Origin of the sequence: Naasia sp., assembly GCF_025465545.1 — a bacterium.
Lineage (GTDB): Bacteria > Actinomycetota > Actinomycetes > Actinomycetales > Microbacteriaceae > Naasia.
The window spans coordinates 44,792-58,877 of record NZ_JAODMK010000043.1 but is presented as its reverse complement, the minus strand read 5'-3'; the positions used below and the strand labels follow the sequence as shown (position 1 = coordinate 58,877).

The window sequence follows — 14,086 nt, the reverse complement described above, 5'->3', positions numbered from 1 at the left end:
GCTTGTCTCCAGGCCTTCCCGGTTCCCTAGGATGCGTCCCATGGCCATCAGACTGGAGAACGTCGGCATCGCAGTACGCGACCTCGAGGCGACGATCGCCTTCTTCACCGACCTCGGTCTCACCGTTCTCGGGCGCGACACGGTGAGCGGCGAATGGGCCGACACGGCCGTCGGCCTGGACGGAAACCACGCCAAGATCGCGATGCTGCAGACGCCGGACGGTCACGGCCGCCTCGAGCTCTTCGAGTACATCTCCCCTGAGGCGATCGAGACGGAACCTACTCGTCCCAATGAGATCGGCATGCATCGCGTCGCCTTCTCCGTCGACGACATCGACGAGGCTCTGGAGACCGCGGCTCGACACGGCTGCCACCGCTTCGCGGCCTGGCCACCTATCAGGGCGTCTACAAGCTCGCCTACCTGCGAGGTCCCAGCGGCATCATCGTGATGCTCGCCGAGGACTTGAGGAGGGGCTGACCGCCTATTCGGGCGCGGCCTGCACCGGCAGGTTTTCGGGCTCCGGAACGAGACGCAGGCCGGCTGACGTGTTCGCCGAGTTCATCAGAGCCTCGACCCAGGCCCGGTTGATGGCGGGCGGGCGGCTGCCGTAGAACTTGTACGTCACCGAGATCGACGGGTGCAGCCAGATGACCGAGCGTCCGTCGCCCGCGCTGGAGTGGTCTCGCCACGAGAAGTAGAACGATTCGTTGCGCCGCAGCTTCGCGCCGATCACGAGCTGCAGGTGCGCCAGCACCCGGTCATCGAAATCGACCACCAGGCCGGAGGCGTAGGTCAGCTTCCCCAAGTTCTTCGGTGCTCCTGTCGTCCGTCTGCAGGGCGCAGGCGGAACGGCCCCGCATGGCCCCTCCCCCAGCCTGTCGTGCGGAAGCCGGATGTGTCTCGGGGATTGCGGACGCCGCAGCCGGTGAACTAGGGCGGCCGGAACTCAGACCCGCTCGCACGCCAACTGCCCGCTCCTGCCGCGCAGCAGGAGGGTGTGGTCCTCCAGCTCGCGAATGCGATCCGTCGACCTCCAGGGAGGGGAGGCTGCCCGTCCCCTCGCCGCGAGCACTGTGCTCCTCGATGGTCAGCGTGACGGCGGCATCCTCGAGCTCCAGAGCTCGGCGATCGGCTGCGCTGACAGTCGCCTGGCACCAGCACCCTGAGGGGGCGCCCGGGTGCCGAACACCGCAGAGACGTCGTCCCCGGACACCTCGCCGGCGGGACGCACCGTGATCTCCGCGGGAGTCATGACGCCAGGCTAGGACGAGCTCCGCCCCTGGCACCTGCTCCAGGCGGCACTCGGAGCAGACCGGCTCCGCTGCATCCGCCGCGCAGTCTCGTGCAGCCGGCCGGTCGCTCAGCGCTCGTCGGGCCGCACGCGCACCGGCTCGCCGTAGAAGAGGCGCTCGAACACGGTCCGGGAGTGCCGGGTCACCCGCAGGTACTCGGTCTCCAGCACGCCTGCCGAGCCGGGCGGGTATTCGAGGAGCCGAGCGATGGCGTCGAGCTGACGGCGCTCCGTCGGCAGCAGGTCCCCGGTCTTGTTGGTCCAGAGCGTCATGGCCGAGCGCAGGCGCGACGAGAGCACCCAGGCCTCCCGCAGCTGCGCGGCGTCCGTGCGGTCGATCAGCTTGGCGCGCACCGCGGCGGACAGGGCGGCCAGGGTCGACTGGGTGCGCAGCGCGGGAACGCGAGCTGCGTGCTGCAGCTGCGTGACCTGCACGAGCCACTCCACGTCGCTGAGCGTGCCGCGGCCCAGCTTGAGGTGCCGCACCGGATCCGCGCCCTGCGGGAGTCGCTCGCTCTCGACCCGTGCCTTGATCCGCTTGATCTCGCGAACCTCGCTCTCGGCGACCTGCTTCGGGTAGCGCACCCGGTCCGCCAGTTCGCCGAAGTCGCGGACGAGGTCGTGGTCGCCGGCGACGCCCCGAGCGCGCAGCAGGGCCTGTGCCTCCCAGGTGAGGGACCAGCGGGCATAGTAGGCCTCGTAGGAGCGCAGGGAGCGCACGACCGCCCCGTTCTTGCCCTCGGGGCGCAAGCCCAGGTCGAGGTCGAGCGGCAGCCGGTGATCCGTCGTCAGGCGCTTGATCTCGGCGACGATGTGCTCGGCGCGGGACTGGGCGTGCTCCGGCGTCATGCCGGCGATGGGCCGGTAGACGTACATGATGTCGGCGTCGGAGCCGAAGCCCAGCTCGGCTCCTCCGTAGCGCCCCATCGCGATGATGGCGAATTCCGGCCACGGCCCCTCGTCGCGGCGGATGCTGCGCAGCACGCCGGTGAGCACCGCGGTCGTCACGTTGGACAGCGCCTGCCCCAGCTCCTCGATGGGGGCGACGCCGAGGATGCCGGCCAGCGCCAGCCGGAGCACCTCGCGGCGGCGGGCTGTGCGGAGGGCGAGCGCCGCCGAGTCCCGATCGCTGTGCCGCAGCACCGTGGCGCTGGTCTCCTCGCGGAGTGCCTCCCAGCTGCGCGGCCGGAGGTCCGCCTCGTTCTCGAGCCATCCGGCGGCCTCCGGGTAGCGCTCGAGCAGCTCCACCACGAACCGGGACCCCGACAGCGCCTGGGTGAGCCGGAACGCCGCCTCCTTGGAGTCCCGGAGCATGCGCAGGAACCAGTGGGCGTCGCCGAGCGACTCGCTGATCCGGCGGAAGGCGAGCAGGCCGCCGTCGGGGTCGGGGCCCTCGGCGAGCCAGCCGAGCAGCACGGGGAGGAGCGTGCGCTGGATCGTCGCGCGACGCGACATGCCCTGGGTGAGGGCGGCGATGTGGGCGAGCGCTCCCCGCGGGTCGACGAAGCCGATGGCCGCGAGGCGGGCCTCCGCCTGGGCGCTCGTGAGAGCCAGCTCGGGGCCGGGCATCCGGGCCACCGCAGACAGGAGGGGCCGGTAGAAGAGCCTCTCGTGCAGGCTGCGGACGCCCACCTTCGTGCGCTGCCAGCGCTCGAGCAGCTCCGCGGCGTTGCCGCCGAGCCCCGACGCGCGGGCGAGGACCCGCAGCTGCTCCTCCTCCCGCGGCATCAGGTGGGTGCGGCGCAGCCGGGTGAGCTGCAGCCGGTGCTCGAGCACGCGGAGCAGGCAGTACTCCCCCGCGAACTCCGCCGCCTCCGCCCGGCCGATGTAGCCGCCCGCGGCGAGGGCGGCCAGCGCGGGCAGGGTGCCGCGCTCCCGCACACTGGGGTCGGTGCGTCCGTGCACCAGCTGCAGCAGCTGCACGGTGAATTCGATGTCGCGCAACCCGCCCGCCCCGAGCTTCAACTGGTACTCGCTGTCGTCCGCGGGGATGTGCTGCGTCACCCGCTCCCGCATCCGCTGCACCTGCTCCACGAAGCTGGGCCGCTCCGAGCTGCTCCACACCTTGGGGGCGATCCGCTCGACGTAGAGCTCGCCGAGCTCGCGGTCCCCCGCCATGGCCCGAGCCTTGATGAGCGCCTGGAACTCCCAGTCCCTCGCCCAGCGGTCGTAGTAGGCCAGGTGCGACTCCAGGGTGCGCACGAGGGCGCCGTCCTTGCCCTCCGGCCGAAGGTTGGCGTCCACCTCCCAGAGCGGCGGCTCGAGGGCGAGCTCGTGGATGCCGCGCATCACGAGCATGGCCAGGCGCGTGCCGACGGCGACGGCGCGATCGACGCTCAGGGCGGCCCCCTCGGCCGGCTCCGCGGGTTCAGCGACGAAGATCACGTCGACATCGCTCACGTAGTTGAGCTCGCGCGCGCCGGCCTTGCCCATGCCGATGATCGCCAGCCGGGTGGCGGCCACCTCCGCGGGCGTGCACCGGCCGGGACCGGAGCCGGCCCGCACGGCGTCGGCGCGCGCCACCGCGAGGGAGGCGTCGAGGGCCGCCGCGGCGAGGTCGGCGAGCACCCCGGTGACCGCCGGCACCGCCTCGACGGGTCTCTGCTGGCCGAGATCCCAGGCTGCCAGCCGCAGCAGATGCCAGCGGTAGCGGGCGCGCAGGGCGTTGCGGCCGTCCTCGCCGGTGAGCGCCGCGATCCCGTCGTCTGCCGCGCCGACGGCGGCGAGCAGGTCGGTGCGGAGCTCCTCGGCCGCCGGCACCTCGGTGAGCGGCTCCCGCAGCGCCTCGAAGCCCTCCGGCCGCCGGTTCAGGTAGTCGGCGAGCCCCATGGAGGCGCCGAGCACGAGCAGCAGCCGTCGGGTGGAGCCCGGTGAGGCGAGCGCGGGGAGGACGCTCTCGGGGTGGCGCCGGACGAGCCGAAGGAGGGCGTCGAGCGCCTCATCGGGATCGGCGACGGCCTCGAACTCGGGCAGCAGAGCCTCGGCACTCCTGCCGAGCACGTCTTCGAGCTCGTCGAGGCGCTCGCGCACGCTGCCGAGCCGGGCGAAGCCCAGCTTCGCCAGTTCGCTGAGAGCCGTCAGCTCGCGTCGCATCGGGAACCGGGAGCGCGACGGCGAGTACGGCTAGAGGACCTCGAGGTTCGACCGCAGCTCGTACGGTGTCACCTGAGCCCGGTAGTCCCGCCACTCGCGGCGCTTGTTGAGCAGCACGAAGTTGAAGACCTGCTCGCCGAGCGTCTCCGCGACGAGCTCCGACTCCTCCATGTACTGGATGGCGTGGTCGAGGCTCGCGGGCAGGGGCTTGTAGCCGAGCGCGCGGCGCTCCGAGTCGCTGAGCTCCCAGACGTTGTCCTCGGCCTCGGCGGGGAGCTCGTAGCCCTCCTCGATGCCCTTGAGCCCGGCCGCCAGCAGCAGCGAGAGGGACAGGTACGGGTTGGCGGCCGAGTCGATGGCGCGGTACTCCACCCGGGAGGACTGGCCCTTGCCCGGCTTGTAGAGCGGCACGCGCACGAGCGCAGAGCGGTTGTTGTGGCCCCAGGTGACGAAGCTCGGCGCCTCACCCAGCTTGCTCTCCGAGGTGCCCCAGAGGCGCTTGTACGAGTTGACGAACTGGTTCGTCACGGCCGTGATCTCGGGCGCGTGGTGCAGCAGGCCCGCGATGAACTGACGGCCGATCGTGGACAGCTGGTACTGGGCGCCGGCGTCGAAGAACGCGTTCGTGTCGCCCTCGAACAGGGACAGGTGCATGTGCATGCCCGAGCCCGGCTCGCTCTGCAGCGGCTTGGGCATGAACGTGGCGTAGACGCCCTGCTCGATCGCGACCTCCTTGATGACGGTGCGGAAGGTCATGATGTTGTCCGCCGTCGTCAGGGCGTCGGCGTAGCGCAGATCGATCTCGTTCTGGCCCGGCCCGGCCTCGTGGTGGCTGAACTCCACCGAGATGCCGATGTCCTCGAGCATCCGCACCGAGCGGCGGCGGAAGTCGTGCGCCGTGCCCCCGGGGACGTTGTCGAAGTACCCCGCGGAGTCGACCGGCTCGGGGCCGTTCGCCCCGTACTGGCTGGACTTCAGGAGGTAGAACTCGATCTCGGGATGCGTGTAGAAGGTGAAGCCGCGGTCCGCCGCCTTGGCCAGGGTGCGCTTCAGCACGTTGCGGGGATCCGCCGCGTGCGGCTGCCCGTCCGGCGTGGTGATGTCGCAGAACATCCGGGCGGTGGGATCGATCTCGCCCCGCCAGGGCAGGATCTGGAACGTCGTGGGATCCGGATTGGCGAGCACGTCGGCCTCGAAGGCGCGGGTGAGCCCCTCGATCGCGGAGCCGTCGAAGCCGAGCCCCTCGGCGAAGGCGCCCTCCACCTCGGCCGGGGCGATCGCAACCGACTTGAGGGTCCCGATGACATCGGTGAACCAGAGGCGGACGAACTTGACGCCGCGCTCCTCGATGGTGCGGAGCACGAAGTCGCGCTGCTTGTCGACCACGGCGGGGCCCTTCCCTAGGTGGGCCCGAGGCCCCGTACTTCTGCGCTATTAGGCTAGTGGTCATGCCGGGAGTTCGCTTGGCGCTAGCCCAGACCAACCCCGTCGTCGGGGCCTTCGAGGAGAACTCGGACGTCATCGTCGACTACACCCGGCGTGCCGCCGAGTCGGGGGCCGATCTCGTGATGTTCGGGGAGATGGCCCTCTCCGGGTACCCGATCGAGGACCTCGCCACCCGGCCCGGCTTCCTGCGGCACAGCCGCGAGATGCTGCATCGGCTGGGCGCCCGTCTCGAGGAGGAGGGGCTCGGCGACATCGTGGTGGTCGTCGGCTTTCCCGACGGGCCGTTCGAGCCGCGCAAGGACGGCACCGCCAGCGCGCCGTCGGCGATCGCCCAGAACTGCGCGGGGGTCCTGCACGGCGGCGAGCTGGTGGCGCGTCAGGCCAAGTTCCACCTGCCCAACTACTCGGTGTTCGACGAGTACCGCAACTTCATCCCCGGCGACGAGCTGACCGTGCTCCGGCTGGGCGACGTCGACATCGCGATCGCGGTCTGCGAGGACATCTGGCGCGACGGCGGGCCGGTGAGCCGGGTCTCCAGCGCCGACGCGGGAATCCTCGTGGTGATCAACGCGTCGCCGTACGAGCGCGACAAGGACGAGGTGCGCCTGCCCCTCGTGCGCAAGCGCGCGGTGGAGACCGACACCGTGGTCGCGTACGTCAACCTCGTCGGCGGGCAGGACGACCTCGTCTTCGACGGCGACTCGGTGGTCGTCGACCAGGCGGGGCGGATCCTCGCCCGCGCGCCGCAGTTCGAGGAGCACCTGCTGCTCGTCGATGTGCAGGCGGCCGACGTGACTCCCCCGACCTACTCCGAGGGCATCACGCGGGTCGAGCTGCCGCGCCGGCACGTCGGACGCGCGCCGATCGCGGAGGACATCGCGATCCTCCCGGATGACCGCGAGCAGATCTGGAACGCGCTCGTGCTGGGCCTGCGCGACTACGTGGAGAAGAACCGGTTCCGCTCGGTGATCCTCGGCCTCTCCGGCGGGATCGACTCCTCGGTGTGCGCGGCGATCGCGGCCGACGCCCTCGGGCCGGACCGGGTGTACGGGGTCTCCATGCCCAGCCGGTACTCGTCCGACCACTCCCGCAGCGACGCCGACGACCTGGCCGAGCGCATCGGCCTGCACTACCGCACCGAAGCGATCGCCGACCTCGTCACCCCGTTCGAGGACCAGCTGCACTTCGAGGCCCTCGCGGCCGAGAACCTGCAGGCGCGGGTGCGCGGCATCATCCTGATGGGGCTGTCGAACGCCGAGGGCCACCTCGTGCTGACCACCGGCAACAAGACGGAGCTCGCGGTGGGCTACTCGACGATCTACGGCGACTCCGCGGGAGGGTTCGCGCCGATCAAGGACGTGCCGAAGATGCTCGTGTGGGAGCTCGCCCGGTGGCGCAATGAGCACGCCGCGGACCGCGGCGAGACCCCGCCGATCCCCGACAACGCGATCGAGAAGCCGCCGTCGGCGGAGCTCCGCCCCGACCAGACCGACCAGGACTCACTGCCGCCCTACGAAGTGCTCGACGCGATCCTCGACGCGTTCATCGGCCAGCGCTTCGGTCCTGAGGACATCGCCGGGCTGGGCTTCGACCCGAAGCTGGTCGAGGACGTGATCAAGCTGGTGGACCGCTCCGAGTGGAAGCGCCGCCAGGGCGCCATCGGCCCGAAGATCTCGCAGATGGCGTTCGGCCGCGACCGCCGCCTCCCGATCACCTACCGCCACAGCCAGTAGCCCAGGTGCCCGTTCCGGCGCGAAGTGTGCGTTCCAGCGGGCACTTCCCGCCGGAACGGGCACTTTGAGGCGGCTCTAGGATGAGGCCATGAGCGAGCCCACCGGATTGAAGCGGGTGCGCAAGCGCCATTTCCAGCAGGCGCGGGACTCCGGCGTGCCGATCGTCGGGCTCACCAGCTACGACGCGCTGTCCGCCGCGATCTTCGACCAGGCCGGCGTCGACTTCCTCCTCGTCGGCGACTCCGCCGGCCAGGTCGTCTTCGGCTACGACTCCACCGTGCCCGTCACCGTGGATGAGCTGATCCCCCTCACCCGCGCGGTCGCGAAGGCGGCACAGCGGGCGTTCGTGATTGCGGATATGCCGTTCGGTTCATACGAGCTCGGCCCCGATCAGGCGCTGTCGACGGCGTTCCGCTTCATGAAGGAGACGGGCGCCCAGGCGGTCAAGCTCGAGGGCGGCGTGCGCAGCGCCGAGCAGATCCGGCGGATCGTCGACGCCGGCATCCCGGTGATGGCGCACATCGGCTTCACCCCGCAGAGCGAGCACCAGATCGGCGGCCACATCGTGCAGGGGCGGGGCGACGGCGCCGCAGCGCTCCTCGCCGATGCCATCGCCGTGGAGGAGGCGGGGGCCTTCGCCGTGGTCATCGAGATGACGCCGAGCGCGGTGGCCAAGCGCGTCACCGAGACGGTCAAGATCCCCACCATCAGCGTCGGCGCAGGGCCGCACACGAGCGGGCAGCTGATGGTCTGGACCGACTTCGCCGGCTTCAGCGGCGGACGCTATCCGCGCTTCGTCAAGAAGTACGTGGACCTCCGTGCCGTGCTCGGCGGCGCGGTGGAGGCGTACCGGGCGGACGTCGCCTCCGGCGCCTACCCCGCTGCGGAACACGAATACGAGTGACCCAGTCCCGTCCCGGGATTCCCTACGGGACGCGTAGGCTCCGCCGCAGCGGACCGCGGGAACGGGTCGGCGAGCTCCGCCACCGCGATGTCGTCCTGTCGCAGCCAGCGCAGCGCCTGCTTCGATGTTGCCTCGCATGATGGGCGTGGGAAGCGTGCCGGCTTGCTCGGCACCCTTTCCCACCCGCTCGGGTCCCACGCCCTCCGAGGTGGTCGGCTCAGTCGCCGGCGTCAGGCCTCGGCGGCGTCCTCCGCGGCCCACCGCTCGGCGTTCTGGCGCAGCTTCTCGGGAGCGCGCTCGGCCTCCTCGTGGGTCGCGAAGGGGCCCACCCGGTCGATGGCGTTCGACAGCTTGCCGCGCTCGACCTGCCCCGTTCGCGAGTTGTACCAGTACTGCGCCTCGTCAGCCATGACGTCCTCCGGCTTCCCGGCCCCGCACGGGCCGTCGTCCTGGTCGGAATCCTATTCCGGGCGGCTGTGCCTCCGCCGGGGTTGCCTGCGCACACCGGATGGGGGCCGCTCCGACGGCCACTAGGTTGGGATTCGTGAGCACTGCGATCGGCATCGACATCGGCGGCACGGGCATCAAGGGCGCGATCGTCGACATCCACACCGGAGAGCTGCAGACGGCCCGGATCAAGAAGCCCACTCCTGAGGGTGGTGAGCCGGACGCCATCGTGGGCGTGGTCGTCTCGATCATCGCCGAGCTCGGCGATGTGCCGCACGGCACTCCGGTGGGCGTCTGCTTCCCCGCCATCGTCCAGCAGGGCAGGACGATGTCGGCGGCGAACGTGTCGGACAAGTGGATCGGCCTCTCGGCCGAGAGCCTCTTCGAGAAGGCGCTCGACCGCGACATCACCTTCGTCAACGACGCGGACGCGGCCGGCTACGCCGAGGCGCAGTTCGGAGCGGCGAAGGACCGCAAGGGACTGATCCTGCTCACCACCCTCGGCACGGGCATCGGCAGCGCCATCATCTACAACGGCGTCCTGGTGCCGAACGCGGAGCTCGGCCACATCGCGCTGGACGGCCACGAGGACTACGAGCGGTTCGCCTCCTATGCCGCGATGGAGCGCGACGACATCAGCTGGAAGAAGTGGGCCGGTCGCCTGCAGAAGTACTACGCGCACCTCGAGAAGCTGTTCTCCCCCGACCTCTTCATCGTCGGCGGCGGGGTCTCCAAGCACTGGGACGAGTTCTTCCCCTACCTGCACCTGAAGACCGAGATCGTGCCCGCAGCCTTCCGCAACAACGCCGGCATCCTCGGGGCCGCTGCCCTGGCGGCCCACACCGCGGGGATCCGGGTGGCCGACGAGGCCCGCGACCTGATCGAGAAGGCCACCACCAACTCCTGACCCCGGAGCTGCCCGAGATGCCACTTGGTGTCCCTTCACGCGCCGGGAAGCGACATCAAGTGGCATCTCGACGGGTGTGAATGGGCCGGTCGCGAAAAGCGGCGGCGTGTACGGCGCTTTTCGCGCGCGCCGCAGCGGCGGCGGCGGCGCGCCAATGAGCACCGGCAGCCGGCCCCCTTCGCAAAAAGGCCACAGCGCATCGCTGTGGCCTTTTCGTGAATGGGCCGGCTGCTACGCCGGGTTCTGTCCGGGTGCCGAGGCACCGTGGACGGTCATCTATCTCGGGCGTACGTTGCCGCACGCCTCTAGCGGTCTACCCGGGAACTCGACGAGCCGCCTCAGCGTTCCCTGCTTGACCTTGCTCCGGACGAGGTTTACCCAGCAGGCCTGGTCACCCAGGCCCCTGGTGGTCTCTTACACCACCGTTTCACCCTTACCGCACGCCGAAGCGTGAGGCGGTCTGCTTTCTGTTGCACTAGCTCTCGGGTTGCCCCGGGTGGGCGTTACCCACCGTCCTGCTCTGTGGAGCCCGGACGTTCCTCGGCATCCTTGCGGATGACGTGACCGTCTTGCCGACCCATTCGGCAGACCAGCCTACCCGGCTGGGACGGAACACGTCAGATGCCGGATTCCTCGGTACGGACGAGGATGCAGCCGCTCTCCGGATCGAGCACGACCTCGTCCGGCGCGGCGGCGCGGACTGCGGCGAGGTCCGACCCGGTGAGCGCCACGTTGCTGCCTCCGGAGACTCCGCGGCGGAGGAGGGCCGCCCCGATGCCGTAGCGGGAGCGCTGACGCTCGTAGAGGGCGACGAGGTCGTCGGGGAGCGACCGGACGAGGGCCTCTCGAGTGACGACCAGTTCGGCCGCCTCTGCATCGAGAGCGGCGACCCTCGCGTCCATCTCGGCGCGCAGGGTGGCGGCCCGCTCGGCGAGGCCGCTGCGCTCCGCTTCGATTCTCGCGACGGCGGCCTCCTGCTCCTCCACCCGCTCCATGATCCCGAGCTGCATGTCCTCGAGGTCGCTCTGCCGCCGCGTCAGCGACGCGATCTCGTGCTCGAGTCCGGTGACGTCCTTCGCGGACGAGCTCGCCTGCATCCGGGCGGAGTCCCGGGCCATCCGCGTCTGGACCACGGCGACGTCCGACTCCACCCTGCGCAGTTCGGTGCGGAGGTCCTCCAGGGCGCCCGTCTCGCCCGCGATGCGGCGACGGAGTGTTTCCACCGACGAGGCGATCGTGGCGAGCTCCGCCTGCTGAGGGAGGGTCCGCTTCGCGTGCGCGATCTGCTGGTTCCTCGTGTCGAGGGCCTGCAGGTCGAGCAAGCGGGCCTGGTCTTCGGGAACTGCGCGAACCGTCACGGCTCCAGCGTAGCGATCAGGAGCGCGCCTCTTCCCGCCGCCGGAGCGCGCGGTAGCCGAACACGAGGGGGGTGGCGACGCCGAGGAGGAGGGCGAGGGGCACCCCGAGGTCCGCTTGGGCGAGCAAGCTGGTGGGCGGGACGCCGAAGAGCTGCCAGAGATATCCGGTGAGCGGCGTCACCGTGTCGCGCCCGACGAGCCCGATCCCGAGCACCGCGATGACCACGAGCGCGCCCACGTGCGTCCAGCGCGCATCAGGGTAGCGGCCGCCTCGCCGCAGCAGCGCGTCGCGGTCGAGGGGCTGCCCGCGGAGGAGCAGCTCGGTTCCCACCATGCCGGTCCAGGCCGCGACCGGGACGGCGGCGGCCGGGATGAGCGCGGCGACGACGTCGCCCGACCCGACGCCCGCGAGGAGCAGCCCGATGGCGGCAGCCGCCGCGACGGCGACGGCGATCAGGGTGTGCACGGTGCGGCCCAGCCGTACGCCGAGGGCGCTGAGGGTGAGCCCCGCGGAGTACAGGACGGTGACCAGTGCCGTCGTGAGTCCGAGGACGACGACGAGCAACAACGGGATCGGGTACCAGTCGGGGAGGCGACCGAGCAGCGCAGCCACGGGATCGGTGGCCAGCCCCTGCGCGAGCTCCGGCGAGGACGCGGACACCACGGCGCCCCAGGCGATGAGGACGAGCGCGGGCACGCCCGCGCCGAGGGCCGCCCAGGCCATCGTGCTGGTGCCAGAACCACGCTGCTGCTGGTAGCGGGCGAGCTCGCCGTCCATGGCGACCCAGGCGAGGGACAGGACGCTGAAGACGGCGACGATTCCCCCGATCACGGCGAGGATCGACCCGTCGCCGCGCGACAGCGCGACGCTGAGGTCGACCGTCGGTGCCGTGAGCACGAGCAGGAGCACGACGAGCACGGCCGAGACTGCGCTCAGCAGCAGCTGCACTCGGGAGATCAGGCCGCTGCCGAACACCGCGATCATGCACCCGACTGCGGCGAACACGACGGTCGCCGCGATGCCGGGCAGCCAGGGCGGCAGTGCTCGGGCCCAGCCGGTCGCGTCGACCAGCGAGGCGAGGCTCGAGCCGATCAGCCAGAGCAGCACACCCGCCCACAGGAGCCGCACGACGAGCAGGAGCGCAGCGGGGACGAGGTTGCCGCGGATGCCGAACGTGGCCCGGGAGACGACCGCGACCGGCTGACCGCTGCGCTTGGCGGCGAGCACGTTGACCGCGAGCGGCACGCAGGAGAGCGCGACTCCGAGGATGGCGGCGACCAGCGCCTGCCGCAGACTGAGTCCGAGCCCGATGGTGGCCGCTCCGAGCACGAGGGTGAGCGCGGACGTGTTCGGCGCGAACCAGAGCCAGAACTGCGCGATCGGGCGGCGCAGGCGCTGATCCTCCGGAGTCGGGGCCAGGTCGATCGCCTCCACCCCGAACGCGGCCGGCAGGGCCTGCTCCTGCGGCGTGATCGTGATCGCCCCGGTGCGGACCGAGCTGCTCGACAGCGGAGTGACCTGGCCGGTGTCCTGGCCGGGAAGCGGCGGGGCGACCGGGGCCTGCGCGTCGTCGGCGAGCAGCGCCTCCTGCGGCGCCAGGACGTCGTCCACGTCGTCGTCGAGATCGCGGTCGAGCGGGGTGGAGAGAATCGGCAGCGAGCCCGTGTTGAGGCGGCCCTCGTCGAGCGTCATCGGCGAGATCGCGACCGGGTCAAGAGGTGCGTACTCGTCCGGATCGGCTCCGGCGAGGCCGCCGGCCGGCTCGTCTCCCCGGCCCTGCGGAACGAGCGCCGCGGACGCCGCGGCCGGCACCGGCGCGATGTGCGCGCTCACCGGCCCGCCGGGCGCCTGCTCCACCTGAGCTGCGGAACCGATCGAACCCCAGTCGTCGTCCTCATCGAGGAGCTCCGCGTCGACCACCTCGTCGTCCGCCGCGTCGTCCGGATGGGGCTGCACCGCCGAGCCGATCGGCACGACCGGGAGCTGCCGCGTCGCGGGCAGGAAGCCGGGCAGGCCGAAGCTCGCCGGCCCGGAGCTCGGCATCGCGAAGTCGGGCGTGCCCGCGCTCGGCAGGTGGGGACGGGACGGCCGCGGGTCGGCCGGGCCCTCCTCCGCTAGGGCGAGCAGGGAGTGCTCCCACTCCCGGTAGGTCGCCTCGTCCAGGCGGACGCGGTCGAGCCGCTCCTGCAGCTGATCGAGCAGGCGCAGCGCACCGGTGTCGGGAGGCTGCTCCGGGTCGAACTCGGGGGCCAGCGGAGCCGATTGGGGCGGCGGAACCGGGAGAGGCTGCGGATCGAGTTCCGGTTCGGGCGGGAGCTCCGGCGCGAAGTGCGGGACCGGGGAGGTGAAGCGTCGGTCGACCTGGTCGAAGGAGAGGGTGTTCGGCTGATGCGGCTCGGGGCGGCGCCGAGGGGCGAGATCGGATCGCCGGTGCGATCCGGAGTCCTCCCGCCGGCCACTCCGCGCCGGGGGCGCCGGCGGGGCGGTGTGCGGGGCCGGAGGAGCGACGGCGGAAGGCACAGGAGGCGCGGGCGCAGGAGCGGACGGCTGCCTCGGCGACCCCACGGGAGCCGGCGAAGCGCCGGCGGGCGTTCCGGGGGCGGCCGACACCGGGACGGGAGCCACGGAGGGGGCAGGCGCGGGCGCGGGCGCGGAGAATCGCGGAACCTCGCCGCGCCGATACTGCTGCGCGCGCTGCGCCGTGATGATGGGGATGGATCCGGACGGCGCGAATCGCTCGAGCTGCGCTCGGAGCGCGGCGGCCAGCTCGTCGTCGTCGTGGGTGCCGTCGCCGGACTCACCGGCGGGCTCCGCGGGGCTGCCGCCGCCGAGCGCGCCCGGATTCGCGCGCGCGTCGGACATGGCTGAATATTAGCGATGCTCCGGCGTGTCACCGGTGACGCGCC

Annotated in this window: 10 protein-coding genes, 1 other RNA gene and 1 pseudogene; 4 read left to right on the top strand and 8 right to left on the bottom strand. The window is 71.5% G+C overall.

Going from position 1 to position 14,086, the window contains the following annotated elements:
• Positions 1–40 precede the first annotated feature (40 nt).
• Positions 41–477: pseudogene (locus JWR33_RS11395) on the top strand (VOC family protein).
• 4 nt (positions 478–481) lie between these two features.
• On the opposite strand, the gene JWR33_RS11390 reads toward JWR33_RS11395, so the two are convergent.
• The 4 genes from JWR33_RS11390 to JWR33_RS11375 form a co-directional block, all read right to left on the bottom strand.
• A complete protein-coding gene (locus JWR33_RS11390) occupies positions 482–805 on the bottom strand; it encodes an ATP-dependent DNA ligase (protein WP_297412035.1) in 324 nt (107 codons plus the stop codon).
• Positions 806–1,087: 282 nt separating this feature from the next.
• Positions 1,088–1,252: a hypothetical protein gene (locus JWR33_RS11385; protein WP_297412034.1), complete on the bottom strand. Its 165-nt coding sequence runs from the start codon at positions 1,250–1,252 to the stop codon at positions 1,088–1,090.
• Positions 1,253–1,360: 108 nt separating this feature from the next.
• The gene (locus JWR33_RS11380) at positions 1,361–4,384 is read right to left on the bottom strand and encodes a bifunctional [glutamine synthetase] adenylyltransferase/[glutamine synthetase]-adenylyl-L-tyrosine phosphorylase (RefSeq protein ID WP_297412033.1); all 3,024 of its coding nucleotides are present in this window, start codon (positions 4,382–4,384) and stop codon (positions 1,361–1,363) included.
• 30 nt (positions 4,385–4,414) lie between these two features.
• The gene (locus JWR33_RS11375) at positions 4,415–5,770 is read right to left on the bottom strand and encodes a glutamine synthetase family protein (protein WP_297412032.1); all 1,356 of its coding nucleotides are present in this window, start codon (positions 5,768–5,770) and stop codon (positions 4,415–4,417) included.
• A gap of 62 nt (positions 5,771–5,832) precedes the next feature.
• Between JWR33_RS11375 and JWR33_RS11370 the strand changes: the two genes are divergently transcribed.
• Both JWR33_RS11370 and panB read left to right on the top strand, forming a co-directional pair.
• Complete coding sequence (locus tag JWR33_RS11370) at positions 5,833–7,563, top strand: NAD+ synthase (protein WP_297412031.1); 1,731 nt, start codon at positions 5,833–5,835, stop codon at positions 7,561–7,563.
• 88 nt (positions 7,564–7,651) lie between these two features.
• Positions 7,652–8,467, top strand: coding sequence for a 3-methyl-2-oxobutanoate hydroxymethyltransferase (panB, locus tag JWR33_RS11365; RefSeq protein WP_297412030.1), 816 nt, complete (start codon positions 7,652–7,654; stop codon positions 8,465–8,467).
• A 230-nt stretch (positions 8,468–8,697) separates the two neighbouring features.
• Here panB and JWR33_RS11360 read toward each other — a convergent pair whose 3' ends face one another.
• Positions 8,698–8,877, bottom strand: coding sequence for an SPOR domain-containing protein (locus JWR33_RS11360; RefSeq protein ID WP_297412029.1), 180 nt, complete (start codon positions 8,875–8,877; stop codon positions 8,698–8,700).
• 134 nt (positions 8,878–9,011) lie between these two features.
• Between JWR33_RS11360 and ppgK the strand changes: the two genes are divergently transcribed.
• Positions 9,012–9,821, top strand: coding sequence for a polyphosphate--glucose phosphotransferase (gene ppgK / locus JWR33_RS11355; protein ID WP_297412028.1), 810 nt, complete (start codon positions 9,012–9,014; stop codon positions 9,819–9,821).
• 216 nt (positions 9,822–10,037) lie between these two features.
• On the opposite strand, the gene rnpB is transcribed toward ppgK, so the two are convergent.
• From rnpB to JWR33_RS11340, 3 genes are all read right to left on the bottom strand, one after another.
• Positions 10,038–10,401: RNase P RNA component class A (gene rnpB / locus JWR33_RS11350), an RNA gene on the bottom strand.
• 37 nt (positions 10,402–10,438) lie between these two features.
• The gene (locus tag JWR33_RS11345; protein ID WP_297412027.1) at positions 10,439–11,179 is read right to left on the bottom strand and encodes a hypothetical protein; all 741 of its coding nucleotides are present in this window, start codon (positions 11,177–11,179) and stop codon (positions 10,439–10,441) included.
• A gap of 16 nt (positions 11,180–11,195) precedes the next feature.
• Positions 11,196–14,042, bottom strand: coding sequence for a cytosine permease (locus JWR33_RS11340; protein ID WP_297412026.1), 2,847 nt, complete (start codon positions 14,040–14,042; stop codon positions 11,196–11,198).
• Positions 14,043–14,086: the final 44 nt, after the last annotated feature.

What these genes read in the sequence shown, in the direction of transcription:
- JWR33_RS11385 (WP_297412034.1), bottom strand. Translation starts at nt 1,252, where the DNA reads ATGACTCCCGCGGAGATCACGGTGCGTCCCGCCGGCGAGGTGTCCGGG.
- JWR33_RS11380 (WP_297412033.1), bottom strand. Translation starts at nt 4,384, where the DNA reads ATGCGACGCGAGCTGACGGCTCTCAGCGAACTGGCGAAGCTGGGCTTC.
- JWR33_RS11370 (WP_297412031.1), top strand. Translation starts at nt 5,833, where the DNA reads ATGCCGGGAGTTCGCTTGGCGCTAGCCCAGACCAACCCCGTCGTCGGG.
- panB (WP_297412030.1), top strand. Translation starts at nt 7,652, where the DNA reads ATGAGCGAGCCCACCGGATTGAAGCGGGTGCGCAAGCGCCATTTCCAG.
- JWR33_RS11360 (WP_297412029.1), bottom strand. Translation starts at nt 8,877, where the DNA reads ATGGCTGACGAGGCGCAGTACTGGTACAACTCGCGAACGGGGCAGGTC.
- JWR33_RS11340 (WP_297412026.1), bottom strand. Translation starts at nt 14,042, where the DNA reads ATGTCCGACGCGCGCGCGAATCCGGGCGCGCTCGGCGGCGGCAGCCCC.